Below are 24,938 nucleotides of genomic sequence, written 5' to 3'. Positions count from 1 at the left end.
GCGGCTCTGAGACACCTCGAGTCGGCAGAAGTGCAGCTCTGAGACACCTCGAGTCGGCAGAAGTGCAGGCCGCGAGCCTGCACTTGTGCCGACTCGGCTTGTTGTGGACCTGCACTTGTGCCGACTCGGCCGTTTCTGGACCTGCACTTCTGCCGACTCGGCGGGGTGTCGGCCGGCACTGGTAGAACTGCGCGCATGAGTCCCGACGAGCCTGCCCTCGAGCTGCCCGGGCTCGTCCGGGACAAGGTCGCCGAGGGACGGGCCAAGGCCCGGGCCACCCGAGCCCGCAACCAGGCAGAGGCGGCGATCACCGACCACCTTCCGGTCGCGCGGGTGCTGCTCGACGTGCCGCTCGCCCACCTCGACCGGACCTTCGACTACGCCGTGCCGGTCTCACTCGCGGACGCCGCCATGCCCGGGGTGCGGGTCAAGGCGCGCTTCGCGGGCAAGGACGTCGACGGCTTCGTCGTCGCCCGGTCGGAGGCCTCCGAGCACGAGGGCCGGCTGACCCCGCTGCGCCGCGTGGTCAGCCCCGAGCCGGTGCTCTCACCGGCCATCGCCGGCCTGGCCGCCGACCTCGCCGAGCGGTACGCCGGCACCCGAGCCGACCTGCTCCGGCTGGCCGTGCCGCCCAGGCACGCGGCGACCGAGGCCGAGCCGACACCGCCGCCGCCGCCTCGCGGGGTCGACCCGGCGGCGACCCTGGCCGCCTGGGCCGGTCACGAGCCCGCCGAGGCGTTCCTGCGCCACCTGGCCACCGGTGGCTCGCCGCGAGCCGTGTGGCACGCCGCCCCCGGCGCCGACTGGCCGCTGCTGCTCGCCCATGCCCTCGCCGCAGTGCGGAGCAGCGGCCGCGGCGCCGTAGCCTGCCTGCCCGACGGCAGAGACGTGGCCCGGCTCTCGACAGCGCTGACGGAGGTGCTGGGCCCGGGCCAGCACGTGGCGCTCACCGCCGACGCCGGCCCGGCCGCCCGCTACCGCGCCTTCCTCGCCATCTCCCGCGGGGCGGTGAGAGTCGCGATCGGGACCCGAGCGGCAGCCTTCGCGCCGATCCACGACCTCGGCCTGGTGGCGATCTGGGACGACGGCGACGACCTCCACGCCGAGCCCCGCGCGCCTTACCCCCACGCCCGTGAGACGCTGTTGCTGCGCGCCGAGCGCGAGGGCGCCGCCGCCCTCGTCGCGGGCTTCGCCCGCACCGTCGAGGCCGAGCAGCTGCTGACCACCGGCTGGGCGCAGGAGATCGCGCCGACCCGGGCGCGGGCCCGCGAGGTGCTGGTCGCGATCAGCGGGGCGACCGACTTCGAGCTGGAGCGCGACCCGCTGGCCCGGGTCTCCCGAGTCCCCAAAGAGGTCTACGACACCATCCGCACCGCGCTCACCGCCGGACCGGTGCTGGTCCAGACGCCCCGGCGCGGCTATGCCGCCGCGCTCGCCTGCGAGCGGTGCCGCGCCCCCGCCCGGTGCCAAGGGCATGTCCCGCAGACGGACGGCCAGCTGCGCGACGCCCCGCGGGCGCCTGGCGGCGTTGCCCCCGCTCACGAGACAACCCCGGTCTCGCTTCGCGAAGGCGCCTTGCCAGCCGCGCCGCAGATGCGCCGCTCGCCGTGGCCCCCGCCGGCGGGACATGCCCTTCCCTGTACCGGCCCGCTCCGGCTGACCAGCCGCGCCGAGCCACCCTCGTGCGCCTGGTGCGGCACGCCGGCGCCACAGTGGACCTGCCCGGTCTGCGAGCATCGTGGCCTCCGCGCCCCGGTCGTGGGGGAGAGCCGGACCGCAGAGGAGCTGGGTCGGGCCTTTCCCGGCGCCCGGGTCGTCGCCTCGGCCGGCGACCGGGTGCTCGCCAGCGTGCCGAAGGGGGCCGGCATCGTGGTGGCCACGCCAGGCGCCGAGCCGGTCGGCGACTACGCGGCCGTGGTGCTGCTCGACACCTGGCTGCTGCTGTCCCGACCCGACCTGCGCACCGAGGAGGAGGCGCTGCGCCGCTGGAGCAACGCCGTCGCCCTGGCCCGGCCCGGCGGCCGCGCCATCGCCGTCGGCGACCCGGCCCAGCCCGCGCTGCAGGCGCTGCTGCGCTGGGACCAGCCCGGCTTCGCCCGCCGCGAGTCGGCCACCCGCACCGAGGCGCACCTGCCACCCGCCTCCCGGCTCGCCACCATCACGGGTGCCGCCGGGGCGGTCGACGACGCGCTCACCCTGCTCGTCACCCCGCCGGGCGCAGAGGTGCTGGGGCCGATCGAGGTCGAGGAGGACAGCTGGCGCGTCGTCGTACGCGTCCCGCACCGGGCCGGACCCGACCTCTCCCGGTCGCTGGGCGAGCTGCAGCGGGTCCGCTCGGCCCGCAAGCTCGACCCCGTCCGGGTTCAGGTCGACCCACCCTCACTAGGATTCTGAGCATGGCACCTCACCCCACGAGACCGCTCCCGCGGGGACCCCGATGATCCAGCCCATCCGACTCTTCGGCGACCCGGTGCTGCGGCAGAAGGCCGCACCGGTCACCGACTTCGACAAGGAGCTGCGACGGCTCGTCGAGGATCTGACCGACACCATGCTCGACGCCCCCGGCGCCGGCCTGGCCGCGCCGCAGATCGGGGTGCCGCTGCGGGTCTTCACGTGGTACGTCGACGGCCAGCCCGGCTATCTCGTCAACCCCGACCTCACCCTCTCCGAGGAGATCCAGGACGGCGACGAGGGCTGTCTGAGCCTGCCCGGCCTGAAATTCGACTGCCGGCGCGCCCTCTCCGTGGTCGCCCGTGGCTTCGACATGCACGGCGAGCCGGTCGTGATCGAGGGCTCGGAGCTGCTTGCCCGCGCCATCCAGCACGAGACCGACCACCTGGACGGCATCCTGTTCATCGACAAGCTCGACGAGGCGTCCCGCAAGGCGGCGATGAAGCAGATCCGCGAGTCGGACTGGTTCGGCCTGGCGAAGCCGATCGTCAAGGTCAGTCCGCACGCGACCTTCGGGCTCGGCCGTTGACCGGCCGAGTGGCAGCGAGGCCGAGGTAGTGCGCTGCGTCTTCGCCGGCACGCCCGAGGTGGCGCTGCCCTCGCTTGAGGCGCTCGCCGACTCGCGTCACGAGCTCGTCGCCGTCGTCACCCGCCCCGACGCCGCGGCAGGTCGCGGCCGACGGCTCGTGGCCAGCCCGGTCGCACAGCGGGCCGAGGAGCTCGGCGTGCCGGTGCTCAAGCCCTCCCATCCCCGTGACCCGGAGTTCCAGGCCGAGCTGACGGCGCTCGCGCCGGACTGCTGCCCGGTGGTCGCCTACGGCGCGCTGCTGCCCGCCGCCGCGCTGGCGATCCCGCGGCACGGCTGGGTCAACCTGCACTTCTCCCTGCTGCCGAACTGGCGGGGCGCGGCGCCGGTGCAGCACGCGATCTGGGCGGGCGACGAGTTCACCGGCGCCACCACCTTCCGGATCGTCCCGGCCCTCGACGCCGGGCCGACCTTCGGCGTGATGACCGAGCGGATCCGGGCCACCGACACCGCCGGCGACCTGCTGGCCCGGCTCGCCGAGGGCGGCGCCCACCTGCTGGTCGCCACCCTCGACGGCATCGAGTCCGGAGAGATCGAGGCTCGCGAGCAGCCCGTCGAGGGCGTCACGATCGCCGGCAAGATCGAGGTCGAGGACGCCCGAGTCGACTGGACCGAGCCGGCCGCCGCGGTCGACCGCCGCGTCCGTGCCTGCACCCCGGCGCCGGGTGCCTGGACGCTCCTCGACGGCGAGCGGGTCAAGCTCGGGCCCGTCACGCTCACCGACGAGCGGGCGGCGCCCGGCGAGATCCTGGTGCGCAAGCAGGAGGTCCTGGTCGGCACCGCCACCACCGCCGTACGCCTGGGCCGGCTCAAGGCGTTCGGCCGCAAGGAGATGCCGGCGGCCGACTGGGCCAGAGGCGCCAACCTCGCCCCCGGGGCTACCTTCGGGTCATGACTCGACCGGCCACTCCCGAGGACGTCGAGGCGATCTGCCTCTCGCTGCCCGAGGTCGAGCTCGGCATCAGCTGGGGCGACCGACCGACCTACAAGGTGCCGCGCGGCGGCAAGGGCCGCGGCTTCGTGCTCTACCGCAAGCCGCACAAGACCGCCGTCGACCCCGAGACCGGCGAGGAGTACGACGACCTGCTGGTCATCCACACCCCGACCGAGGCCGACAAGCTCGGCCTGGTGGCCGCCGACGGGCCGTTCTTCACCATCCCACACTTCAACGGCTACAACGCCGTGCTCGTCCAGCAGTCGCGGCTCGGCGAGATCACCGTCGAGGAGCTGCGCGAGGTGATCGAGGACGCCTGGCGGGCGGTGGCGCCGAAGCGGCTGGTGCGCGAGTTCGACGATGGCGATGCGTGAGCCCCGCCGCCCGCCGGGCCGTCGCGGCGGACGCCGACCGCTCGATCCCGCCCGGCTGGCCGCCTTCGAGGTGCTCCGCGCGGTCCGGGTGGACGACGCCTACGCCAACCTGGTGCTGCCGCACGCCCTGGCCGGGCACGGCCTCACCGGCCGCGATGCGGCCTTCGCCACCGAGCTGGTCTCGGGGACGCTGCGGATGCGAGGCCTCTATGACGCCGTGCTGGCCGACTGCGTCGACCGGTCACTGGCCAAGGTCGAGGCGAAGGTGCTCGACGCGCTCCGGCTCGGGTCTCATCAGCTGCTCTCGATGCGGGTGCCCGACCACGCCGCGATCTCGACCACCGTGGACCTCGTCAAGGCGAAGTCGGGCGCCGGCGCGGGCTCGTTCGCCAACGCCGTGCTGCGGCGGGTCGCCGTCCGGTCGTCGACCGAGTGGGTGCAGCGGCTCGCACCCGCCGACGATCACGAGCGGCTGGCGCTGGCACACTCCCACCCTCGCTGGGTGGTGGACCTGCTGGCCGAGGCGGTCGGCGAGGCGGAGCTCGGCGACCTGCTGGCCGCCGACAACGCGCCGCCGCGGGTGATGCTGGTGGCCCGGCCGGGGCTCTCGGACCGGACCGAGCTGCCGGGGGAGCCGACCCGGCTCTCGCCCTATGGCGTCGTGCTCGACTCCGGCAGTCCCGCCGAGGTGCCGGCCGTGGCCGAGGGCCGAGCGGGGGTGCAGGACGAGGGCTCCCAGCTGGTGGCACTGGCATTGGCCCAGGCGCCGCTGGCCGGCCCGGACGAGCGATGGCTGGACCTGTGCGCCGGCCCGGGTGGCAAGGCGGCGCTGCTCGCCGCGCTGGCCGGACAGCGCGGTGCCGTGCTCGTCGCCAACGAGGCCCAGCCGCACCGCGCCGGGCTGGTGCGCCGCAACGGGGTGTCGGTGGTGGTGGCCGCGGATGGTCGCCGCCCACCGTTCCGGCCGGGCACCTTCGACCGGGTGCTCGTCGACGCGCCCTGCACCGGGCTAGGCGCGCTGCGCCGCCGGCCCGAGGCCCGCTGGCGTCGGGCGCCCTCCGCCGTCGACGAGCTGGTGCCGCTGCAGCGCGAGCTGCTGGCCAGCGCGCTCGACCTGGTCCGGCCCGGCGGCGCGGTCCTCTACGCCACCTGCTCACCGGTCCTCGCCGAGACCAGCGGTGTCGTCGAGGCGGTGCTGGCCGACCGGCCGGACGCCACCCTGGCGCCGGTGGCGGGCGCCGCGGCCGACGTACCCGACTCCGACGGCCCCCTCCCCGGCACCCGCCAGCTCTGGCCGCACCGGCACGGCACCGATGCGATGTTCCTGGCGCTCCTCATCCGCCGAGAGGTCCCTGATCGCCCCGCGAGAGGTCCCTGATTGCCCCGCGAGAGGTCCCTGATCGCCCCGCGAGAGGTCCCTGGACCGGTAGGCTCGCGCCATGCCGCTCGACTACCTGGCGCTGCTGGCCCACCTCCAGGACCGGTTCGAACGGGGCATCGGGTCGGTGGCCGAGGATGCGGCGGTGCCTGGCTGCGGAGACTGGACGGTGCGCGACCTGGTCGAGCATCTGGCCTGGGTCCATCACTGGGCGGCCGCGATGGCACGTGACGAGGATGCCGTTGCGCTGCCGCGTCACCCGGCCGACCTCGTGGGCCGGTACGCCGAGTGCGCCGCCGAACTGCGTGAGACGCTCGCCACGCTGCCACCGGACGCGCCGGCCCGCACCCTGAACGGCCCGGGGCCGGCCTCCTTCTGGCACCGCCGCCAGGTGCACGAGACGCTGGTGCACCTCCACGACCTGCTGGGATCGGCCGACGATGTCTCGGCCGAGGTGTGGGCCGATGCCGTCGACGAGGTGGTCGCGGTGATGTACCCCCGCCAGGTGCGACTCGACCGCATCGCTCCGCTCGCGGACCCGCTCCGGCTGGTCGCCACCGACACCGGTCGGGAATGGCGGCTCGGCGACGACGAGCCGACCGCGCAGATCGCCGGCACCGCTCAGACGCTGACGCTGCTGCTGTGGGGTCGCCTCGGTGTCGAGGCGAGTGAGGTGACCGGTGACGAGGACGTCGTACGACGCGCCCTCGCCACCGCGATCACGCCCTGAAGGCCTGGAGGGTGAGGCGCACCCGGTGCGCCTCACCCTCCAGACCTCAGCCCTGGTGCCAGACCGGCTTGAAGTGGAGGCCAGCGACCAGCTCGTCGACAACGCTCCTCGGGACGTCCGGGCCGGGCTGGACGGTGACGAAGTAGTTCTTGCCCTGATGGACGACCTGGCTCGACGGGCGGTCGCCATCCGCGCCGGACCAGGCTGACAGCTCACTGAGCGGCCGGACGTTGACGCTGAGCTGGTAGTCCCCCTTGCTCGCAGGGAACTTGTCGTCGCCGGGCGTCCCGAACGTCCAGCCCGGCAGGTCGTCGTGGGTCACCGGAAGCTCCTGGGGCGCTGGCGGCGTGGTGATCAGGGGATGGCACTGATAGGTCGCCACCGGACTCGACTCGGCGATGGGAGGACTGATCGCGGTCGCGTCGTCGCTGACCAGGCACTCGAGCGGTACGAGCTGCTCGAGTTGCTCGGGCGTCGGCGTCGAGGAGGCGCTGGGCTGTGCGGCGTACCCGATGTCGACCGCCTCCGGCTGGCCTGGCGCGAGCTGCCAGACGACTCCGGCGACCACAGCCACCCCCGCCGCGGCGGCCAGCGAGACGCCGAACGTACGACGGCGCCGCAGCCGGGTGCCGGCCCGCAGCGAGACGGCGGCGAGCCGGTCGAGATCGGGATGGACCTCGCCCACGCGGTCGCGCAGGGCTGGCCCCAGGTCGAGGTCGTTCATGAGGTTGTCCTCTCGGTGAGCAGCGGGCGGAGCCGCTCGAGCGCGCGCTTCGCCCTGGTGCGGACGGCCGTCTCGGTGAGTCCGAGGTCGACCGCGGTGTCGGCCACGCTGCGGTCCTCCCAGTAGCGCAGCACCACGACCGCCCGATCCAGCGGGGCGAGCGTGCGCAGTGCGTCGAGGAGGTCGAGCGCGGTGGTCGGATCGTGGCGAGGGCCGGCTTCCTCGAGCACGATCACCTGGTCCGACGGCTGCTCGGTGTTGCGTCGCAGCCGCCGGTGGGAGAGGAACGTGTTGAGCAGCGTCGTGCGCGCATAGGCGAGCGGGCTGTCCGTGGCCGAGACCCGGCGCCAGGCGGCGAACACCTTCGCGTACGTCGCCTGGGTCAGGTCCTCGGCCAGATGGTGGTCGCCGGTGAGCAGCAGCGCCGCACGGTGGAGCTGGGTGCCCGTGTCCCGTACGAACGCCGTGAACTCGGCGGCGTCGTTCCTCTTCACACTCCTCTGACTCCTCGACGCCTCGGCCGCGTGACAGCGTGTTTCTCAGTCGATGACGTGGCGCAGGTAGCGGTCGGGATCGGCCAGGTAGGCGCGCCAGTGGTAGACGAGCTCCAGGTCCTCCCACGTCGTACGACGCAGGCCCCAGTCGCCGACCTCCAGGATGGTGGCGCCGGGCATCGCCGCGAGGACGGGTGAGTGGGTCGCGCAGAGCACCTGGCCCTTCTCCTCGACGACCTCGTGGAGGGTCGAGACCAGCCCGAGCGTGGACGAGAACGACAGCGCCGCCTCCGGCTCGTCGAGGCAGTAGAAGCCGGGGGAGTCGAAGCGGCGGCGCAGCACGGCCAGGAACGACTCGCCGTGGCTCATCTCGTGGAAGCGGGGATCGCTGGAGGCGCCGGTGGACTCGAGGTAGGTGTACCAGCCGTGCATGGTCTCGGCACGCAGGAAGAATCCCCACCGTGCGGCTCCGACGCCGCGTTGCAGGGTGATCGCCTCGCTCAGCGGGGACTCGGTGGCTCGGGTGGAGTGCAGCGAGTTGCGCGAGCCACCCTCCGGGTTGAGTCCGTACGCCGCCGCGACCGCCTCGACGATGGTCGACTTGCCGGAGCCGTTCTCTCCGACGAGGAAGGTGACGCCCTTGTCCAGCGTCAGCCCCTCGTCCAGCAGCTGCTCGACCGCCGGCACCGTCCGGGGCCAGGTGTCGGGACGCAGATCGTGACCGGGCCTCGCCGCGACCCGCACCACGGGCGGTTGGTCGAAGTCCATGCCGGACACGCTACGGCGCGCCGCCGACAGCCGAAGGTCAGCCCTCGCGAGATCGGAGTCGCCATGACTCAGAAGGCAGCGGAAGTCGTCCGGCACGCCGTAGGGTCGCAGCGTGGCCACCACCGCGCCGTCCGTCGAGATCGAGGTCGACAACCGGGTCGTCAAGGTGACGAACCCGGACCGGGTCTACTTCCCGGGCCTCGGCGCGACCAAGCTCGACCTGGTGCACTACTACCTCGCCGTCGGGCCCGGGATCGTCAACGCGCTCTGGGAGCGCCCGTGCATGTTGCACCGGTTCCCGAAGGGGCTGGCCGGGGAGAAGGTGCACCAGAAGCGGCTCCCGGCGGGCGCACCCGACTGGGTCGAGACGGTGCGACTGTGGTTTCCGCGCTGGGGCCGCACCGCCGACGAGCTGTGCGTCACCGAGCTCGGCGCGGTGATCTGGGCGGTGCAGATGTCGACGGTGGAGTTCCATCCCTGGAACAGTCGTCGTGAGGACACCGAGAGGCCCGACGAGTGGCGCATCGACCTCGACCCCGGTCCGGACTGCCCCTGGCAGACCGTGCAGCGGGTCGCCGGCGTCGTCCACGAGGTGCTCGACGAGCTGGGCGCGGTCGGCTACCCCAAGACCAGCGGCGGGAAGGGCCTCCACGTCTACGTCCGGATCCCGCCGACTCACGGCTTCCAGGACGTACGCCGGGCCGCGCTCGCCTTCGCCCGCGAGGTCGAGAGACGCGACCCGTACGACGTGACGACCGCCTGGTGGCGCAAGGACCGTGATCCCGCGCGGCTCTTCGTGGACTACAACCAGAACACCCGCGACCACACCATCGCCGCCGCCTACTCCGTGCGCGGCGTCCCCGAGGCGCGGGTCTCCACGCCGGTCACCTGGGCCGAGGTGCCCGACGTACACCCCGACGACTTCACCATCGAGACGGTGCCCGCCAGGTTCGCGGAGATCGGCGACCTCCACGCCGACATCGACGACCACGTCTTCGCCATCGACGAGCTGCTGGCGTGGGCCGATCGCGACGAGCGCGAGGGCCACCAGACCCCACCGGAGGACGAATGAGGACCATCAGATCGGCCTACAGCGGCAGGTCCGGCACCGCCGAGCTGCCGCTCGGGGCCACGCCCGAGTCGCTACGACGGGGCAGGATGGGGCCATGAGCGCGTTCCTCGACCTGCACGTCCCCGGCCGGCCGCTGCTGATGCCCAACCCCTGGGACATCGGCTCCGCGCGACTGCTGGAGGCGGCCGGCTTCCGGGCGCTGGCGACCACCAGCAGCGGCTTCGCGGCCTCGCTCGGCCGGCTCGACGGTCAGGTGAGCCGTAAGGAGGCGATCGCCCACGCCGCGGCCATCGCGGCCGCGGTGGACGTGCCGGTCTCGGCCGACCTGGAGCACTGCTTCGCCGACGACCCCGAGGGCGTCGCCGCGACGGTGCGGCTGGCGGTGGCGGCCGGTCTGGCCGGCTGCTCGGTCGAGGACGCGACCGGCCGTGACGGCGATCCGCTCTACGACATCGGGCTGGCCACCGAGCGGGTCTTCGCGGCGGTCGAGGCGGCCGGCGGCAGCCTCGTGATCACCGCCCGCGCCGAGGGACTCTTCCACGGCGCCAGCCTCGACGCCGTCATCGGCCGGCTGCAGCGCTTCCAGGACGCCGGCGCGCAGGTGCTCTTCGCGCCCGGACTCGCGACCGAGCGCGACGTGGAGACGGTCCTCGGCGCGGTGGACCGGCCCATCAACGTGCTGGCGTGGCCGGGCCTCCCACCGGTGCCGCGGCTCGCCGAGCTGGGCGTGGCGCGGATCTCCGTCGGGGGAGCGCTGGCCAATGCGGCGTACGGCGCCCTGGTGACTGCGGCGGAGGAGCTCCTCGACACCGGCACCGACGGCTACCGCGCCCTCGCCGAGGTCGGTGGCCGTGCAGCGGCGGCGGCGTTCAGAGCAGCCCCCGACGCCTGAGCAGCGGCTCGACACGCGGCTCCCGCCCCAGGAGCTCGGCCGTCGCCGCGAGCACGTCGACCGTCCCGCCGCGGGAGAGCAGGATGGCGCGGAACCGCTCGCCGTTGCCGCGCAGCAGACCGCCGTTCTCCTCGAACCACGACACCGTGTCGGCGTCGAGCACCTCGGCCCACAGGTAGGAGTAGTAGCCGGCGGCATAGCCCTCGGCGTCGGCGAAGACGTGCTTGAAGTAGGTGCTGCCGTAGCGCGGCGGCACGATCGGGTGGCGCAGCCCGTAGCGCTCCAGCGCGGCCGCCTCGAAGGCGTCGACCTCCTCGGCCGCCACCGGATCGGTGTGGAGGTGCCAGGCCCAGTCCACCAGCGTCGCGGCCAGGATCTCGACGGTGTCGTAGGGGTCCTGCTCGTGCCGGGAGGCCAACAGCCGCTCGACGACCTCGGCGGCCAGCGGCTCACCGGTCTCGTGGTGGCGGGCGTAGACGTCGATCACCCCCGGCCAGAACGCCCACATTTCGTTGACCTGCGAGGGGAACTCCACGAAGTCGCGCGGCACATTGGTCATCGAGGTGCGGGGGTAGCCGCAGTCCGAGAGCAGTCCGTGCAGCACGTGGCCGAACTCGTGGAACGCCGTCTCGACCTCGTCGATCGTCATCAGCGCCGGCTGGCCGGGCGGCGGCTTGGGGACGTTCATCGTCAGCGTCACCACCGGCCGGGTGCCGAGCAGCCTCGACTGCGGGACGTGATGCCACATCCAGGCGCCGCCCTGCTTGGTGTCGCGGGCGAACCAGTCACAGGCGACCAGGCCGAGGTGCCGGCCGGTGTCGTCGGCGACGTCGTAGACCTCGATGTCGGGATGGGCCGGCGGCAGATCCTCGCGCCGGGTGAAGGACAGCCCGTAGAGCGCGCTCGCCGCGGCGAAGACGCCGTCGTCGCGGACCTGGGGGAGCGGCAGGAACGCCCGCAGCTCGGCCAGGTCGAGCGAGTGCCGCTCGGCGGTCCGCCTCGCGTAGTAGTAGGACCAGTCCCACGGCTGCAGCGGCCCCTCGTGACCGTCCGCGTGCAGGGCCTCGGTCAGCTCGGCGGCGACGGCGTCGAGGTTGCGGACCGCCGGTCCGACCATCGGCAGCAGCCGGTCGGTCACCGCCTCGGTGGTGCCCGCGGTCTCGTCGGCGACGACGTACGCCGCATGGCTGGGGTAGCCGAGCAGCGCGGCCCGGCGAGCCCGCACCGCGGCGATCTCCACCAGCGTCGCCCGGGTGTCCCACTGGTTGCCGCGCCGGCCGCGAGCCACCGAGGCCTCGTGGATGCGCCGGCGTAGGCCACGGTCGGCGAGCACCTCCTGCCACGGCTGGTTGGTGAACAGCGACAGCGTGAGCAGGTAGCCGTCGAGGCCACGGTCGGCCGCCGCCTGCCGGGCGGACTCGACCGAGTCCGGTGCCAAGCCGTCGAGCTGAGCGAGGTCGTCGACCAGCACCGCCAGGTCGTTGTTGTCCTTGAGCAGGTGCGAGGAGTACGTCGAGGCGAGCTCGGCCAGCCGGGCGTTGAGCTCGGCGAGCTCCGCCTTGGCGGCCGGCGACAGCGCCGCGCCGGCGCGGACGAAGTCGGTATGGATCCGCTCGACCAGGTTGACCTGCTCCGGCGTCAGGCCGGCGGTGTGCCGGGCCTCGTGGACCTCCCGCACCCGCGCGAACAGTCCCGCGTGCTGGCTGATCGCGTCGGCGTGGGCGGCACGCAACGGCGCCAGCTCGGCGTCGAGGTCGTGGAACCGCTCGTCGCCGTCGGCCGCGCAGAGGTTGTCGAAGACCTGCGAGACCCGGCGCAGGATCGCGCCGCTGCGCTCCAGTCCTTCGACGGTGGTCGCGAACGACGCCGGTGTCGCGGCGATCTCCTCGATCTCGCGCAGCTGCTCGGCCATGCCCGCCTCGAAGGCGGGCCGGAAGTGCTCGAAGCGGATCAGGTCGAAGGGCGGGTACTCGTCGGACAGGGTGCTGGCCCGGAGGAAGGGGTTGGTCACCGGCCCATCCTGTCACCGGCGGAGTCACTAGGATCGCGGCCGTGGGAGACATCCAGATCACGCCGAGCATCCTCAACGCCGACTTCGCCCAGCTGGGCGCGGAGGTGGCGCGGATCGGCAGCGCCGACTGGGTCCACGTCGACGTCATGGACGGCCACTTCGTGCCCAACCTGACCTTCGGGCCGGCCATGGTCGAGGCGCTGAGCAGGGCCACCAGCATCCCGCTCGACGCCCACCTGATGATCGAGGACCCCGACCGGTGGGCTCCGGCGTACGCCGAGGCGGGTGCCGGCAGCGTCACCTTCCACGTCGAGGCGGCCAAGGCGCCGGTGCGGCTCGCCCGCGAGCTGCGCAGCCAGGGCGCCCGGGCGAGCATGGCGCTCAAGCCGGCCACCCCGATCGAGCCCTACGAGGAGCTGCTGCCCGAGCTCGACATGGTGCTGATCATGACCGTCGAGCCCGGCTTCGGCGGTCAGCGGTTCCTCGATCTCTGCCTGCCGAAGATCCGCCGCGCCCGCGCCATGATGGACCGGCACGGCGTCGAGACCTGGCTGCAGGTCGACGGCGGCGTCAGCCTGGAGACCATCGAGCGGTGCGCCGAGGCCGGCGCGGACGTCTTCGTGGCCGGCTCCGCGGTCTACTCCGCCGCCGACCCCGACGCCATGGTCACCGCGCTGCGCCGCCGCGCCGAGTCGGCAGAAGTGCTGGCCTGAAAGGGCGCGAGTCGGCAGAAGTGCTGGCCTGAAAGGGCCCGAGTCGGCAGAAGTGCTGGTGCACCACCTGCGCTTCTGCCGACTCGGCGGTTCTGGGACCTGCACTTCTGCCGACTCGGCGGTTCTGGGACCTGCACTTCTGCCGACTCGGCGTGGGGTAGGATCGCATGGACGAGCCAACAGCTCGCGTGCTCTGGGGTCGGTGTAATTCCGAACCGGCGGTGACTGGCCGAAGCTCCTATCGCTTCGCTCAGGAGTCCGCGACCCGATGGCAGCCAGTCATCGGTTGACCAGGTGAGATTCCTGGACCGACGGTGAAAGTCCGGATGGGAAGCGCACGCACCTGCTCCTCGTCCGGCCCCGACAGGAGCCGGACTCGAGCACTTGTTCACAGGCCCCAGGGTCCGCGAGGCGGACGAAGGGGCCTGATCTATGTTCAGCGACGCCGAGACTGCCGCAATGCGGCGCGCCCTCGCGCTCGCCGCCAGCGCCGGGGTGCCGAGGTGGCCCAACCCCCGGGTCGGCTGCGTGCTGCTCACCCCCGGCGGCGTCACTCTGGCCGAGGGCTTCCACCGCGGTGCCGGCACGCCGCACGCCGAGGCCGACGCGCTCGCCCGCGCGGGGGACCGGGCCGGCGGCGCCACCGCCGTGGTCACCCTCGAGCCGTGCGCCCACACCGGCCGGACCGGGCCCTGCGCGGAGGCGCTGATCGACGCTGGGGTACGCCGGGTGGTCTACGCCCAGACCGACCCCAACCCGGTCGCCGCAGGCGGCGCGGACCTCCTCCGGGCGGCCGGCATCGAGGTGGAGGCCGGCCTGCTGGCCGAGGAGGCCGGCGACCTCAACCGGGTCTGGACCATCGCGACCGGTCGGCAGCGGCCCTTCGTGACCTGGAAGCTGGCCACCACGCTCGACGGCCGCAGCGCCGCCGCCGACGGCACCAGCCGCTGGATCTCCTCCCGAGCAGCCCGGCTGGACACCCACCGGCTCCGGGCGCTGGCTGACGTGATGCTGGTCGGCACCAACAACGTCGTCGTTGACGACCCCGAGCTCACGGTGCGCGACGAGCACGACCGGCCCGTCGCCGTACAGCCGCTGCGCGCGGTGATGGGACTGCGCGACCTGGCGCCGACCCACCGGGTCTTCAACGCTCCGCCAGATTCTGGGTGGCCGGAGACCGTCCGGCTGCGGACCCGCGACCCGCACCAGGCGCTGAAGGAGCTCTGGTCCCGCGAGCGGCACCACGTCTTCCTGGAGGGCGGCCCGACGCTGGCGGCCGCCTTCGTCACCGCCGGCCTGGTCGACGAGATCGTCTGCTACGTCGCCCCCATACTCCTCGGCGCCGGCCTCTGCGCGGTCGCCGATCTCGGGATCACCACCATCGCCGACGCGCTCCGGCCCACCGTCACCGACGTGACGGTGCTGCCCGGGATCGACGGCGAGCAGCCCAATGTCCGCATCACCCTGTCAACAGAGAAGCCATCGGAGGCCCACTGATGTTCACCGGAATCGTCGAGGAGCTCGGCACCGTCGCCGCCGTGCTGGACCAGGGCGACAGCCTGCGTCTCTCGATCACCGCGACCACCGTGCTGGAGGACGTCAAGCACGGCGACTCGATCGCCGTCAACGGCTGCTGCCTGACCGTGGCCGACACCGACGCCGGCACCTGGACCGCCGACGTCATGCAGGAGACCCTCGACAAGACCTCGCTCGCCGGCGTCGGCCCGGGCGACCGGGTCAACCTGGAGCGCGCGGTGACCCCACAGACCAGGCTCGGCGGCCACATCGTGCAAGGCCACGTCGACGGCGTCGGCACGATCCTGCGGCGCGAGCCGAGCGAGCACTGGGAGGTCGTCGAGATCAGCGTCCCACCCGAGCTGGCCCGCTATCTGGTGGACAAGGGCTCCGTCGCCGTCGACGGCGTCAGCCTGACCGTGGTCACCGCGGGAGAGCAGAGCTTCACGATCAGCCTCATCCCCGAGACGCTGGCCCGCACCACGCTCGGGCTGCGGCAGCCCGGCGAGCGGGTCAACCTGGAGGTCGACATCATCGCCAAGCACGTCGAGCGGCTGGTGACCCGGTGAGCGAGCAGTACGGCGGGGTTCGGCTCGACCCGGTCGAGCTGGCCATCGCCGAGATCGCGGCAGGACGGCCGGTCGTGGTCGTCGACGACGAGGGCCGCGAGAACGAGGGTGACCTGATCTTCGCGGCGGCGGCCGCGACTGCGGAGCTGATGGGCTTCGCGGTCCGGCACTCCAGCGGCGTCATCTGCGTCGCGGTGCCCGGGGATCGGCTCGACGCCCTCGACCTGCCGCTGATGGTGCCCCGCAACCAGGACCGGATGCGGACTGCGTACACGATCTCGGTGGACGCCCGGGACGGCGTCTCCACCGGCATCTCTGCCCACGACCGCGCGGTGACCGCCCGCCTGCTGGCCGACCCGGCGACGGTGGCCGGCGACCTGACCCGGCCCGGCCACGTGTTCCCGCTGCGCTACCACGAGGGCGGCGTGCTGGCCCGCCGCGGTCACACCGAGGCGGCCGTCGACCTGGCCCGACTCGCCGGCCTTCCCGAGGCGGGGGCGCTGGTCGAGATCGTCAACGACGACGGCACTATGACGCGGGCGCCGCAGCTGCGCGAGTTCGCCGACGAGCACGGCCTGGCGATGATCTCGATCGAGGACCTGGTCGGCTACCGCCGCCGCCACGACGTGCTCGTCGAGCGGGTGGCGCAGACCCTGCTCCCCACCAGGTACGGCGACTTCACGGCGTACGGCTTCCGCGTCGCGGTGGACGACTCCGCCGGATCCGGGAGCGAGCACCTTGCGCTGGTGCACGGTGACATCTCCGGTGACATCTCCGGCGGGACGCCGGTGCTGACTCGGGTCCACTCCGAGTGTCTGACCGGCGACGTCTTCGCCAGCCAGCGCTGCGATTGCGGTCCCCAGCTCGAGGAGTCGCTGCGGCGCGTGGTCGAGGCGGGCCGTGGCGTGGTCGTCTACCTGCGTGGCCACGAGGGCCGCGGCATCGGCCTGGTGGCCAAGCTGCGGGCCTACGCGCTGCAGGACGCCGGCCGCGACACGGTCGACGCCAACCTCGACCTCGGCCTGCCCGCCGACGCCCGCCACTATGCGGCCGCCAGCCAGATTCTGCGCGACCTCGGAGTGAGCAGCGTGCGGCTGCTCACCAACAACCCCCAGAAGGTCGCCGACCTGGAGGACTACGGTGTCGCGGTGGTCGAGCGAGTGCCGCTCACGTCACACCCCAACGACCACAACATCGCGTATCTGCGCACCAAGCGCGACAGGATGGGACACGTCCTGCCGGATCTCGACAGCCGAGGAGCCTGACCATGAGCGGACAGGGCGCACCCACCCCACAGCCGATCGACTGCCACGACCTGCGCGTCGGCGTCGTGGCCGCCAGCTGGCACGAGGAGGTGATGGCCGGGCTGCTGGCCGGCGCCAAGCGCGCCTGCAGCGAGCACCAGGTCGAGGACCCGGTGCTCGCCCGGGTGCCCGGCACCTTCGAGCTGCCGGTGGTGGCCAGCGCGATGGCCCAGCGTGGCTTCGACGCGATCATCGCGCTCGGCGTGGTCATCAGGGGTGGCACGCCGCACTTCGACTACGTCTGCGGCTCGGCCACCGAGGGGCTAACCCGGGTCGCGCTCGACCACACCGTCGCGGTGGGCTTCGGCGTGCTCACCTGCGACGACGAGCAGCAGGCGCTGGACCGGGCCGGCCTGGAGGGCTCCCGCGAGGACAAGGGCTACGAGGCCGCGGCGGCGGCGCTGTCGACCGCGATGACGCTGCGCCGGGTGCGGGCGCGGTTCAAGACCGGCCTCTTCACCTGATGGCCCGGATCGAGGCGCCGGCCCGGCAAGCCCTAGGCTTGTGCCCTGTGAAGACGTTCGACGAGCTCTGGGCCGAGCTGTCCGAGAAGGCTCGCACCCGGCCGGCCGGATCCGGCACCGTCGCCGAGCTCGACGCCGGTGTCCATGCCATCGGCAAGAAGCTGGTCGAGGAGGCCGCCGAGTCCTGGATGGCCGCCGAGCACGAGGGCAGGGACGCGGCCGCGCTGGAGATCAGCCAGCTGCTCTACCACGCCCAGGTGCTCATGCTCGCCACCGGCCTGACCCTCGACGACGTCTACTCCCACCTCTGAAGGTCCCACCCATGACTCCCACGCAGTCCCTGCTCCGGGTCGCGGTCCCCAACAAGGGCTCGCTCTCCCAGTCCGCCTCCGACATGCTGCGCGAGGCGGGCTACCGGCAGCGCGACGACGCCAAGCGACTCACGCTCATCGACGAGGAGAACGGCGTCGAGTTCTTCTACCTGCGCCCGCGCGACATCGCGCTCTACGTCGGCGAGGGCACCCTCGACATCGGCATCACCGGCCGCGACCTGCTCGCCGACTCCGGCGCCAAGGCCGAGGAGATCCTGCGGCTGGGCTTCGGCCGGTCGCGGTTCCGGTTCGCCGGACCGGTCGGCGCCTTCACCGAGACCGCCGACCTGGCCGGCAAGCGGATCGCGACGTCGTACGCCGGAGTGGTCGACGACTTCCTGCGCCGCAGCGGCATCGAGGCCGAGGTGGTGCGTCTCGACGGCGCGGTCGAGTCGAGCATCCAACTCGGCGTCGCCGATGCCATCGCCGATGTCGTCGAGACCGGCTCCACGCTCCGGCAGGCGGGCCTGGAGGTGTTCGGCGACGTCATCCTCGCCTCCGAGGCGGTGCTGATCGGCCGCTCCGGCAACGCCCCCGACGGCTTCGACATCTTCCAGCGCCGCATCGAGGGCGTGCTGGTGGCGCGCAGCTACCTGATGATGGACTACGACATCCCCGAGGCCGCGGTGCCGGCGGCGGTGGCGCTCACCCCCGGCATCGAGAGCCCGACGGTCTCGCCGCTGCGCCGCGAGGGCTGGGTCGCCGTACGGGTGATGGTGCCGCGCGACGGCTCCCAGCGGCTGATGGACGACCTTTACGCCGTCGGGGCCCGAGGCATCCTGCTCACCGAGATCCATGCCTGCCGGCTCTGAGCCGTCACCGGAGGAGCCGGAGCCACCGCCGCTGCCGTTGCCGCGGACGTGGCGGCCGCTCGGACCACGCATCGTCGCCGCCGTGCTGGTGGTCGGACTCGTGGTCGTCTGCACCATGTCCTGGCTGAGCTTCGACGCGGAGACGCAGGCGAAGTTCACCCTCTTCGAGAAGCTCACGCTGGCCTTCATCGCGCTGCTGATCCTGGTCTGCGTGCACGCCATCACCCGGTCCCGGGTGACCGCGACACGGGACCGGCTGACGGTCGTCAACGGCTACCGGCGCCGCGACCTGGCGTGGGCGCAGATCGTCGCGGTGCGGCTGCCGCGGGGCGCTCCGTGGGTGCGCCTCGACCTCTCGGACGGCTCGGAGATCTCCGCCATGGGGATCCAGGCCTCCGACGGCGCCTCGGCCAGGACCGCCGTCCGGACGCTGCGGCAGCTGGCCACCGAGCTGACCCGCTGACGGCACTCGCCGACTTGACCTGACGGCATCCGGTGTCGGATGGTCGGAGGAGACCGCCAGACCTGCCCCGGGATGTGATCGACCTGCCCGCGCACCGCGCCGCCGCCCTCCGGCCCCGCCGTGGCGTCGCGGCGCTCGCGGCCGGGTCACTGGTGGTGTTGGTGGCGCTGCTGGTGACGGGCGCCTGGGCACTTGGCTGGCTCGGCGAGTCGAAGGCCGACTCCGCGACCGAGCCGTCGAGCGCGCCGACGGCATCGACCGTGGCCCCGGTGACCGGCCGCTACGGCCCCAAGGTGGTGACACCCGGCGGGGCGCCCAAGATCGGCGCCGCCGTCGCGGGACAGACGGTCACGGTCAAGATCCCGAAGAACTGGGACCCCGACACCCGATTCAGCTACCAGTGGCTGGTCGACGGCAAGCCGGTCGCCGGCGCCACCAAGCGCCGGTTCACCCCCACGGTGAGGCACATCGGCAAGAAGATCTCCGTGCAGGTGACCGGACGCGAGGCCGGCTACGCCCCGGCCTCGCGAGTCTCCCGGGCCCGGGTGGTGAAGTCGGACAACCCCCTCGACGGCGGCCCGTGGGCGGTCTATCGCGGCGAGTGGAACGGCATCTACCCGGCGTACCAGGCCGCGAGCGGCGACAACAAGGCCCAGCTCGCGAAGATCGCCTTGCAGCCCCGGGTGATCTGGTTCGCCGCGAACTGGCCGACCTCCCGGATCCGCGAGGCGATCAGCGGCTTCATCGCCGAGCAGCAGGCGGAGTTCGGCGACGACGCGCTGATCCAGCTGGCGATCTTCCGGGAGTGGCCGCGGGAGGAGTCCGGCCGCGGCAAGCCGCTCTCCGGGGCCGAGCAGGCCGACTACCGCGCCTGGATCGACCAGGCCGCCGCCGCGATCGGCGACGCCCGGGTCGCGCTGATCCTGGAGCCGGACCTCGGCCTCAACGCGATCCCCAACAACTCCTGGGAGCTGCGCACCGCCGACCCGGCCGTCCGGCTCTCGCTGGTCCGCTACGCCGCCCAGAAACTGTCCGCGCTGCCCCGCACCAGCGTCTACCTCGACGCCTCCGACGCAGACTGGCTCTCCCTGGCCAAGATCGTGCCGGTGCTGGAGGCCGCCGGCGTGGAGTACGTCCGGGGCATCGCCCTCGGGGCGACCCACTACTCCTCGGTGCCCGACAACATCGACTACGGCAAGCAGATCATCGACGCGCTCGAGGCCGACGGCATCACCGGCAAGCACATGGTGATCGACACCGCCGACAACGGCCGGCCGTTCACCTGGCTGCAGCACCGCGCCGAGCATCCCGGCGCCGACTTCGACAACGCGGCCACCTGCCGCAGCGTCTCCGACACCACCTGCGACACCCTCGGGGTGCCCCCCACCACCGACGTCACCGGCGAGCCCGGTCTCGGACTCAGCGAGCAGCAGCAGCGCCTCGCGCTGCGCTATGTCGACGCCTACCTCTGGTTCGGCCGTCCCTGGCTGATCCGTCAGGCGTCGCCGTTCAGCCTCGCCCGCTCGCTCGAGGTGGCCCGCTCTACGCCGTACCAGTAGCGCGCGGGCTCAGTGCTGCGCCACGAAGTCGCGCTGCCGGATGAGCAGCACCGCCAGCACCCCGCCCACGAGCGCGACCCCGCCGGAGGTCAGCAGCAGCCGGTTGAGGCCGTCCACGAACGCCGCCGGGCCGGCGCCGAGGGCACCGTGTCCGGTGGTCGAGATGGAGCCGTACGCCGCCACGCCGACCGCGATGCCGATCTGCCGGAACGTGGTGTTGGCGCCCGAGGCCATCCCGGCCTGGTGGTGATGGACGACGCCGACCGCGGTCGAGGCCAGCGGCGGGTTTGCCAGCCCGCTGCCGATGCCGCCCAGCACCAGCCCCAGCGCGAGGTGGGTCCAGCCGGTGTCGGCGTGCAGCCCGGACATGGCCAGCAGTCCGGCGCCGACGATCAGCAGGCCGGGGCCGATCAGTAGCCGGACCGGCAGTCGGGCGGAGAGCCGGCCGCCGCGAGATTGGCGAGGCGGTGCCGGAGCTGCCGGAGGTCGGCTTCGTTGCGGCGATGTCGGGCCGGGACAACCTGGTGGCCTCGCTCAGCTGCCGCGACCTGGCCCACCTCTACGAGTTCGTCTCGGGCCGGATCGGCGGCCTGGCCGGCATCGAGTCGATGGAGACCCTCATCTTCCAGCGCCTCGTCAAGCAATCCGGCGGCCTGGTCGCCGACGGCCGGCTGGTCCGGCCGGCGCTCACGTCACGACGATGAGGTCGGCTCGCTCCCGGGTGCGCTCCCGGGCGAAGAGCGCCCGCTCGCTGCGCGCCCAGGCGTCCCAGTAGGGCGCGAACGCGTCGTCGTCGCGCTCGATGCCGCGACGCATCCGCACCTCGTCGGGTGCCTCGACCCACACCAGCACCGTGCCCAGTGCGGAGTAGGCATCGGCCCCGCTGCCGACGCCCTCCAGCACCAGCAGGCCGGCCGGCTCGACGACCACGGTCTCGGCGAAGTGGCCGGTATGCCAGTCGTAGCGGCGGTAGCTGCCCGGACGGCCCTCGGCCAGCGGCCGCAGCAGCGAGCCCAGCTGCGCGTCGATCCGCGGCAGCCCGTCCCAGCCCTCGTAGAGGTCGTCCAGGTGCACCACCCGCGCCCCCGCCAGGTCGGCCACGGCGGCGGCCAAGGTGGTCTTGCCCGACCCCGCCGGGCCGTCGATGCGGACCAGCCGGCCGGCGCCGAGCGTCGGTGGCCGGCCCAGGGCGAGAGCGAGGACCTGCTCGGCGTCGCCTCGGACCGGTGGCTCGCTCACCCGAAGAGCGCGTCGAGGTCGACGGGCACCTCGACGGCGCCGTACCTCAGGGTGACGTCGCCGTCGGTGAACCGACCGGTCTCGGTGAACGTGCCGCTGTCGTTGCGGAGCGTGATCACCACCCGGTCGCGCGGGTCGACGATCCAGTAGTCGGGTGCGCCCCAGGCGGCATAGCGATTGAGCTTGGCCACCAGGTCGTCACGCCGGTTGCCGGAGAGCACCTCCACGACCAGGAACGGCACGCCGGAGAAGCGTAGGTCCTCGTCGGTCTGCGGGAAGGCCATGAGGTCAGGACCGAGCTCCTCTTTCACTCCGGCGGGTGACCAGCCCCACTCGCGGATGACCTCGACGCCCTCGGGCGCTGTCGCGCGAAGGGCGTCTTCCAACCGTCTCGCGATTTCTTGATGTGTGCGCCTCGGTCGGTTCATGACCACCATCGCCCCGTCGTAGTAATCGCTCGGGACGACATCGGCGGCGAGGTACTCCTCCCAGGTCATGGGGATCCGCACCAGCCCGTCCTCCGACGGACGCTCGACGCTGATCGCGCTCATCTTCCTCACCTCCGCCATGGTCGGCTCCTCCCGAGATCGTCGCCGACGCGCCCAGCATCCGCAACCGACGGAGCAGCGGCAACCGGAGCGGCCGAAGCTTGTGGAAAACCTGCGTCAGAACGCCAGGCCATGGCCGCGGTAGGTGGGGACGGACTCGACGATCCGGTCGCCGAAGACCAGGTGCGCGGTGTTGGCGTGCTCGAACAGCTCGCCCGACTTGGCGTGCCGGAACCACACCAGGTCGCCGACACGGAGCCGATCGGCGGCCTCGCCGGTGAGCGGGGTCTGCACCTCGCCGGCCCCTTCCAGTGCGGTCAGCGACAGCCCGGCGGGAGCCCAGGGGAGCGGCAGCCGATCGGAACCGGGGGCGCCCGAGGCGACCAGCCCGCCGCCATGGACGGTCACCGTCCCGGGTCCGGGGATCCGGGTGACCGGCAGCCCGAAGTACGCCGCCGGGCGCGGCGCGAAGGCGCGGTAGTGGTCGAACAGCGCCGGCACCAGCAGTCCCGAGCCGGCGGTCAGCTCGGTGACGATCGGATCGGCGGCGGAGGTTTCCAGTGAGCCCGACCCGCCGGCGTTCCAGAACTCCAGCTTGGTCACCCGGGCGATCGCGGCGGCGACCTCACGACGCCGGTCGGCCAGCTGGCCCACCGAGAGGCTCTTGAGGCGTCGTACCACCGCCGAGCGCATCCGCTGGCCCGGGACCATGTCGGGCACGCCGGCGACCTGACCCTCGTAGGTCATCACGCCGACCAGCCGGAACCCCGGCCGCTGACTGGCCCGGGCCAGCGCCTCGGCCGCGGCCGCGTCGGTGACGGGGGACCGGCGCGGCCCGACCCGGGTGACCCGCAGGTCGAGGCCGGCGTCGACGTCGATGGCGACCTTGACCTCGGCTGAGTCGGCACCGCGCAGCGAGGCGATCAGGTCGAGATGGTCGACCGAGTCGATCATCAGCGTGATGTGAGTGGCCGCCGCCGGCGAGGCGAGCAGCCGGGCCAGGGCGCCCCGGTCAACGCTCGGATAGGCGACCACGATGTCGTCGCTGATGCCCTGCTCCTCCAGCCACAGCGCCTCGGCGAGCGTGAACGCCAGTACGCCGGCGAAGCCGGGCAGCGACAGCGCGCGGCCGATCAGCGCCGGCACCCGCAGCGACTTCGAGGCGACCCGGATCGGCAGGCCGGCGGCGCGGCGGGCCAGATCCGCGGCGTTGGCGTCGAAGGCGTCCAGGTCGACGACCATCGTCGGCGTGGCCAGCGGCTCGGGGTGAGCGGCGACGGCTGCCGAGAGCCGCGACCACAGCCGGTTGCGCTGGGTCGCCGCTGCGGCGGCAGCGGTCATGAGATGCCGTGCTTCCGTAGCAGCGCCTCGATCTCGTCGAGCTCGGGATCGCCCTGCGAGGCGACCGGCGCGCGGCCGGCCGGCAGCGGCTTGGCGGCCTGCTGGGGAGCCACCTTCGACGGCAGCCGCCCGGAGACCAGGAACAGCGCCACCGCGACGACCCCGAGGGCGATGCCGACCCAGACCATCGGGTTCCACACGAAGGAGAGCGCCCAGTCGGAGATGGCGTCGGCGATCCGACCGAACATCTTCAGCGTCCGGGTGAGATAGGCGGCCGGGAAGAGCAGCGTGACCGCCAGCCAGCGGGCGGCCGAGCGCGCCCCGCGGCGCTGGTAGGCGAACCAGGTCCCGACCCCGCCGAGGACGGTGCCCATCGCCGCGAAGACGCCCCAGGTGATCGAGTCCAACATGCTCTCAGTCTTCCACGCGGTCCCAGTGGCAGAATCGAGCCTCGTGACCGAGCCGCGCGAGATCCTGGCCCCGGCGTTCCCCGCCGACGACGGCGCGGCCGACCCCCGACTGGCCACCGCGCTCGCCCGACTGGCCGACGGCACCGGCTCCTACCCCGACGCGGTGGCCGCGCTGGTCCAGGCCCGGCTGCTGGTCCCGGTGGTCGCGGTTCTCGGCGAGGTGGACGAGCACGGCGCGGACAAGACCTCCGACATGGCGACCGTGCTGATCCGCGGCGCCGACGGCCGGCACGCGCTACTCGCCTTCAGCAGCATGGCCACCCTGCGTGCCTGGCGGGAGGACGCCCGGCCGGTGCCGGTCGCCGCCGCCGACGCGGCCAAGGCCGCCGTCCAGGAGCAGGCCGAGGCGCTGCTGGTCGACATCGCGGGCCCGGCCAAGCTGGTCGTGGAGGGCGACAACCTCAAGGCGCTGGCCGCCGGGTGGCAGCTCGCCGCCATCGCCGGCTCGGACGGGACCACCCGAGCCGCCTGGCTCCGGCCTGCCGCCGGGCCGCCGGCCGTGCCCGACCTCGGCGGCGATTCGTCCGAGACGGAATGATCCGGTAGCCTCTGCTGTTGACCGATGCGACTCCCAGCAATGGGAGGACCATCCACAAGCGGAAGGCAGCCACTGTCGTCCCACCCGCATCGACCAAGGCTGCACAGGTCGTCGGGTCCGGTCCCGGAGCAGTCCGGAGGACGTCGTACGGCGTTCGCGGACAGCGGTTCTCCGGAAGCGTGCCCAGTGCGGGCGACGCGGCGACTGGCTTCCGCTTGATCAGCGGAGGCCCTTTTTCGATTTGTCGGGGCAGGACCTCCGGTCAACCACACCACTGGAGGACATATCAGCACCGAGCTTCGCATCAACGACCGGATCCGGGTCCCCTCGGTCCGCCTCGTTGGTCCCAACGGCGAGACCGTCGGCATCGTGCCGACGGCCGATGCGCTGCGCCTTGCCCAGGAGGCCGACCTCGACCTCGTCGAGATCGCCCCGCAGGGCAACCCGCCGGTCGCCAAGATCATGGACTACGGCAAGTTCAAGTACGAGAACGCCCAGAAGGCCCGTGACGCGCGCCGCAACCAGACGAACGTGATCATCAAGGAGATGAAGCTTCGTCCCAAGATCGACCAGCACGACTACGACACCAAGAAGGGTCACGTCGAGCGGTTCCTCAAG

29 protein-coding genes and 1 riboswitch are annotated in these 24,938 nt (G+C 72.8%); of the genes, 20 read left to right on the top strand and 9 right to left on the bottom strand.

Features of this window, described 5'->3' with window-relative positions; all coding sequences use genetic code 11:
* Positions 1-195: 195 nt before the first annotated feature.
* The 6 genes from QM595_RS16635 (at position 196) to QM595_RS16610 (ending at position 6,453) form a co-directional block, all read left to right on the top strand.
* Entirely contained in the window at positions 196-2,394 is a 2,199-nt protein-coding gene (locus QM595_RS16635) for a primosomal protein N' (RefSeq protein ID WP_415172693.1), read from the top strand.
* Between the two features lie 43 nt (positions 2,395-2,437).
* The gene (gene def / locus QM595_RS16630; RefSeq protein WP_415172692.1) at positions 2,438-2,980 is read left to right on the top strand and encodes a peptide deformylase; all 543 of its coding nucleotides are present in this window, start codon (positions 2,438-2,440) and stop codon (positions 2,978-2,980) included.
* A gap of 28 nt (positions 2,981-3,008) precedes the next feature.
* The gene (gene fmt, locus QM595_RS16625) at positions 3,009-3,932 is read left to right on the top strand and encodes a methionyl-tRNA formyltransferase (protein WP_415172691.1); all 924 of its coding nucleotides are present in this window, start codon (positions 3,009-3,011) and stop codon (positions 3,930-3,932) included.
* Complete coding sequence (locus tag QM595_RS16620) at positions 3,929-4,345, top strand: MmcQ/YjbR family DNA-binding protein (RefSeq protein ID WP_415172690.1); 417 nt, start codon at positions 3,929-3,931, stop codon at positions 4,343-4,345. The genes fmt and QM595_RS16620 overlap by 4 nt, the downstream gene beginning before the upstream one ends.
* Positions 4,338-5,723 carry an RsmB/NOP family class I SAM-dependent RNA methyltransferase gene (locus QM595_RS16615; RefSeq protein WP_415172722.1) on the top strand — a complete coding sequence of 462 codons (1,386 nt, stop codon included), beginning with the start codon at positions 4,338-4,340 and terminating at the stop codon, positions 5,721-5,723. Before QM595_RS16620 ends, QM595_RS16615 begins: the two co-directional genes overlap by 8 nt.
* 61 nt (positions 5,724-5,784) lie before the next feature.
* Positions 5,785-6,453, top strand: coding sequence for a maleylpyruvate isomerase family mycothiol-dependent enzyme (locus QM595_RS16610; protein WP_415172689.1), 669 nt, complete (start codon positions 5,785-5,787; stop codon positions 6,451-6,453).
* A gap of 46 nt (positions 6,454-6,499) precedes the next feature.
* On the opposite strand, the gene QM595_RS16605 is transcribed toward QM595_RS16610, so the two are convergent.
* The 3 genes from QM595_RS16605 to QM595_RS16595 are packed head-to-tail and all read right to left on the bottom strand — an operon-like array spanning position 6,500 to position 8,439.
* Entirely contained in the window at positions 6,500-7,177 is a 678-nt protein-coding gene (locus tag QM595_RS16605; RefSeq protein ID WP_415172688.1) for a hypothetical protein, read from the bottom strand.
* Positions 7,174-7,671: a SigE family RNA polymerase sigma factor gene (locus tag QM595_RS16600; RefSeq protein ID WP_415172687.1), complete on the bottom strand. Its 498-nt coding sequence runs from the start codon at positions 7,669-7,671 to the stop codon at positions 7,174-7,176. The genes QM595_RS16605 and QM595_RS16600 overlap by 4 nt, the downstream gene beginning before the upstream one ends.
* Positions 7,672-7,716: 45 nt before the next feature.
* Positions 7,717-8,439, bottom strand: a complete 723-nt coding sequence (locus QM595_RS16595) for an AAA family ATPase (RefSeq protein WP_415172686.1) — start codon at positions 8,437-8,439, stop codon at positions 7,717-7,719.
* Positions 8,440-8,551: 112 nt separating this feature from the next.
* Here QM595_RS16595 and ligD point away from each other — a divergent pair, with 112 nt between their 5' ends.
* Together ligD and QM595_RS16585 are read left to right on the top strand one after the other, a co-directional pair.
* Complete coding sequence (gene ligD, locus QM595_RS16590; protein WP_415172685.1) at positions 8,552-9,511, top strand: non-homologous end-joining DNA ligase; 960 nt, start codon at positions 8,552-8,554, stop codon at positions 9,509-9,511.
* 94 nt (positions 9,512-9,605) lie between these two features.
* Positions 9,606-10,403: an isocitrate lyase/PEP mutase family protein gene (locus tag QM595_RS16585; RefSeq protein WP_415172684.1), complete on the top strand. Its 798-nt coding sequence runs from the start codon at positions 9,606-9,608 to the stop codon at positions 10,401-10,403.
* Here the strand turns inward: QM595_RS16585 and QM595_RS16580 are convergent.
* On the bottom strand, positions 10,381-12,414 hold the full coding sequence (locus tag QM595_RS16580; protein WP_415172683.1) for a M3 family metallopeptidase: 2,034 nt from the start codon (positions 12,412-12,414) through the stop codon (positions 10,381-10,383). The genes QM595_RS16585 and QM595_RS16580 overlap by 23 nt on opposite strands.
* A 41-nt stretch (positions 12,415-12,455) precedes the next feature.
* On the opposite strand from QM595_RS16580, the gene rpe reads away from it, so the two are divergent.
* The 9 genes from rpe (at position 12,456) to QM595_RS16535 (ending at position 20,184) form a co-directional block, all read left to right on the top strand.
* Positions 12,456-13,127, top strand: coding sequence for a ribulose-phosphate 3-epimerase (gene rpe / locus QM595_RS16575; protein WP_415172682.1), 672 nt, complete (start codon positions 12,456-12,458; stop codon positions 13,125-13,127).
* 184 nt (positions 13,128-13,311) lie between these two features.
* A riboswitch (FMN riboswitch) is annotated at positions 13,312-13,470 on the top strand.
* A 116-nt stretch (positions 13,471-13,586) separates the two neighbouring features.
* Positions 13,587-14,624, top strand: a complete 1,038-nt coding sequence (ribD, locus tag QM595_RS16570) for a bifunctional diaminohydroxyphosphoribosylaminopyrimidine deaminase/5-amino-6-(5-phosphoribosylamino)uracil reductase RibD (RefSeq protein WP_415172681.1) — start codon at positions 13,587-13,589, stop codon at positions 14,622-14,624.
* On the top strand, positions 14,624-15,211 hold the full coding sequence (locus tag QM595_RS16565) for a riboflavin synthase (protein ID WP_415172680.1): 588 nt from the start codon (positions 14,624-14,626) through the stop codon (positions 15,209-15,211). Before ribD ends, QM595_RS16565 begins: the two co-directional genes overlap by 1 nt.
* Complete coding sequence (locus tag QM595_RS16560) at positions 15,208-16,476, top strand: bifunctional 3,4-dihydroxy-2-butanone-4-phosphate synthase/GTP cyclohydrolase II (protein WP_415172679.1); 1,269 nt, start codon at positions 15,208-15,210, stop codon at positions 16,474-16,476. Before QM595_RS16565 ends, QM595_RS16560 begins: the two co-directional genes overlap by 4 nt.
* Before the next feature lie 2 nt (positions 16,477-16,478).
* On the top strand, positions 16,479-16,979 hold the full coding sequence (gene ribH, locus QM595_RS16555; RefSeq protein ID WP_415172678.1) for a 6,7-dimethyl-8-ribityllumazine synthase: 501 nt from the start codon (positions 16,479-16,481) through the stop codon (positions 16,977-16,979).
* Positions 16,980-17,026: 47 nt separating this feature from the next.
* The gene (locus QM595_RS16550) at positions 17,027-17,290 is read left to right on the top strand and encodes a phosphoribosyl-ATP diphosphatase (RefSeq protein WP_415172677.1); all 264 of its coding nucleotides are present in this window, start codon (positions 17,027-17,029) and stop codon (positions 17,288-17,290) included.
* 11 nt (positions 17,291-17,301) lie between these two features.
* On the top strand, positions 17,302-18,162 hold the full coding sequence (gene hisG / locus QM595_RS16545; RefSeq protein WP_415172676.1) for an ATP phosphoribosyltransferase: 861 nt from the start codon (positions 17,302-17,304) through the stop codon (positions 18,160-18,162).
* On the top strand, positions 18,146-18,625 hold the full coding sequence (locus QM595_RS16540; protein ID WP_415172675.1) for a PH domain-containing protein: 480 nt from the start codon (positions 18,146-18,148) through the stop codon (positions 18,623-18,625). Before hisG ends, QM595_RS16540 begins: the two co-directional genes overlap by 17 nt.
* Before the next feature lie 74 nt (positions 18,626-18,699).
* Complete coding sequence (locus tag QM595_RS16535) at positions 18,700-20,184, top strand: glycoside hydrolase family 6 protein (RefSeq protein WP_415172674.1); 1,485 nt, start codon at positions 18,700-18,702, stop codon at positions 20,182-20,184.
* Positions 20,185-20,193: 9 nt separating this feature from the next.
* Here QM595_RS16535 and QM595_RS16530 read toward each other — a convergent pair whose 3' ends face one another.
* Positions 20,194-20,553 carry a hypothetical protein gene (locus QM595_RS16530; RefSeq protein ID WP_415172724.1) on the bottom strand — a complete coding sequence of 120 codons (360 nt, stop codon included), beginning with the start codon at positions 20,551-20,553 and terminating at the stop codon, positions 20,194-20,196.
* Here QM595_RS16530 and QM595_RS16525 point away from each other — a divergent pair.
* Positions 20,472-20,888 (top strand): Lrp/AsnC ligand binding domain-containing protein, encoded by a 417-nt coding sequence (locus QM595_RS16525; protein ID WP_415172673.1) that lies wholly within the window; start codon positions 20,472-20,474, stop codon positions 20,886-20,888. The genes QM595_RS16530 and QM595_RS16525 overlap by 82 nt on opposite strands.
* Here the strand turns inward: QM595_RS16525 and QM595_RS16520 are convergent.
* The 4 genes from QM595_RS16520 to QM595_RS16505 all read right to left on the bottom strand — a co-directional run bounded on the left by QM595_RS16520 (position 20,872) and on the right by QM595_RS16505 (position 23,722).
* Entirely contained in the window at positions 20,872-21,423 is a 552-nt protein-coding gene (locus QM595_RS16520; RefSeq protein ID WP_415172672.1) for a 4-amino-4-deoxy-L-arabinose transferase, read from the bottom strand. The genes QM595_RS16525 and QM595_RS16520 overlap by 17 nt on opposite strands.
* Entirely contained in the window at positions 21,420-21,992 is a 573-nt protein-coding gene (locus tag QM595_RS16515; protein ID WP_415172671.1) for a Uma2 family endonuclease, read from the bottom strand. The genes QM595_RS16520 and QM595_RS16515 overlap by 4 nt, the downstream gene beginning before the upstream one ends.
* Before the next feature lie 96 nt (positions 21,993-22,088).
* On the bottom strand, positions 22,089-23,312 hold the full coding sequence (locus QM595_RS16510; protein ID WP_415172670.1) for an amino acid deaminase/aldolase: 1,224 nt from the start codon (positions 23,310-23,312) through the stop codon (positions 22,089-22,091).
* Positions 23,309-23,722 (bottom strand): hypothetical protein, encoded by a 414-nt coding sequence (locus QM595_RS16505; RefSeq protein ID WP_415172669.1) that lies wholly within the window; start codon positions 23,720-23,722, stop codon positions 23,309-23,311. The genes QM595_RS16510 and QM595_RS16505 overlap by 4 nt, the downstream gene beginning before the upstream one ends.
* Positions 23,723-23,765: 43 nt before the next feature.
* On the opposite strand from QM595_RS16505, the gene QM595_RS16500 reads away from it, so the two are divergent.
* Positions 23,766-24,320, top strand: coding sequence for an SseB family protein (locus QM595_RS16500; RefSeq protein WP_415172668.1), 555 nt, complete (start codon positions 23,766-23,768; stop codon positions 24,318-24,320).
* Between the two features lie 285 nt (positions 24,321-24,605).
* Positions 24,606-24,938 (top strand): translation initiation factor IF-3 (infC, locus tag QM595_RS16495; RefSeq protein WP_415172721.1); only part of this gene is annotated, 333 nt, incomplete at its 3' end.

The organism is Nocardioides sp., from assembly GCF_047607185.1.
In the GTDB taxonomy this organism is placed as follows: Bacteria; Actinomycetota; Actinomycetes; order Propionibacteriales; family Nocardioidaceae; genus Nocardioides.
The sequence above is the reverse complement of the archived record's forward strand: the minus strand, read 5'-3'. Positions and strand labels throughout refer to the sequence as shown.

Excerpts from the sequence above, each read along its gene's own strand:
- QM595_RS16635 (WP_415172693.1), top strand. The coding sequence starts at position 196 with ATGAGTCCCGACGAGCCTGCCCTCGAGCTGCCCGGGCTCGTCCGGGAC.
- def (WP_415172692.1), top strand. The coding sequence starts at position 2,438 with ATGATCCAGCCCATCCGACTCTTCGGCGACCCGGTGCTGCGGCAGAAG.
- QM595_RS16620 (WP_415172690.1), top strand. The coding sequence starts at position 3,929 with ATGACTCGACCGGCCACTCCCGAGGACGTCGAGGCGATCTGCCTCTCG.
- QM595_RS16615 (WP_415172722.1), top strand. The coding sequence starts at position 4,338 with ATGCGTGAGCCCCGCCGCCCGCCGGGCCGTCGCGGCGGACGCCGACCG.
- QM595_RS16610 (WP_415172689.1), top strand. The coding sequence starts at position 5,785 with ATGCCGCTCGACTACCTGGCGCTGCTGGCCCACCTCCAGGACCGGTTC.
- QM595_RS16605 (WP_415172688.1), bottom strand. The coding sequence starts at position 7,177 with ATGAACGACCTCGACCTGGGGCCAGCCCTGCGCGACCGCGTGGGCGAG.
- QM595_RS16595 (WP_415172686.1), bottom strand. The coding sequence starts at position 8,439 with ATGGACTTCGACCAACCGCCCGTGGTGCGGGTCGCGGCGAGGCCCGGT.
- QM595_RS16585 (WP_415172684.1), top strand. The coding sequence starts at position 9,606 with ATGAGCGCGTTCCTCGACCTGCACGTCCCCGGCCGGCCGCTGCTGATG.
- ribD (WP_415172681.1), top strand. The coding sequence starts at position 13,587 with ATGCGGCGCGCCCTCGCGCTCGCCGCCAGCGCCGGGGTGCCGAGGTGG.
- QM595_RS16565 (WP_415172680.1), top strand. The coding sequence starts at position 14,624 with ATGTTCACCGGAATCGTCGAGGAGCTCGGCACCGTCGCCGCCGTGCTG.
- ribH (WP_415172678.1), top strand. The coding sequence starts at position 16,479 with ATGAGCGGACAGGGCGCACCCACCCCACAGCCGATCGACTGCCACGAC.
- hisG (WP_415172676.1), top strand. The coding sequence starts at position 17,302 with ATGACTCCCACGCAGTCCCTGCTCCGGGTCGCGGTCCCCAACAAGGGC.
- QM595_RS16540 (WP_415172675.1), top strand. The coding sequence starts at position 18,146 with ATGCCTGCCGGCTCTGAGCCGTCACCGGAGGAGCCGGAGCCACCGCCG.
- QM595_RS16530 (WP_415172724.1), bottom strand. The coding sequence starts at position 20,553 with ATGTCCGGGCTGCACGCCGACACCGGCTGGACCCACCTCGCGCTGGGG.
- QM595_RS16515 (WP_415172671.1), bottom strand. The coding sequence starts at position 21,992 with ATGGCGGAGGTGAGGAAGATGAGCGCGATCAGCGTCGAGCGTCCGTCG.
- QM595_RS16510 (WP_415172670.1), bottom strand. The coding sequence starts at position 23,312 with ATGACCGCTGCCGCCGCAGCGGCGACCCAGCGCAACCGGCTGTGGTCG.
- QM595_RS16505 (WP_415172669.1), bottom strand. The coding sequence starts at position 23,722 with ATGTTGGACTCGATCACCTGGGGCGTCTTCGCGGCGATGGGCACCGTC.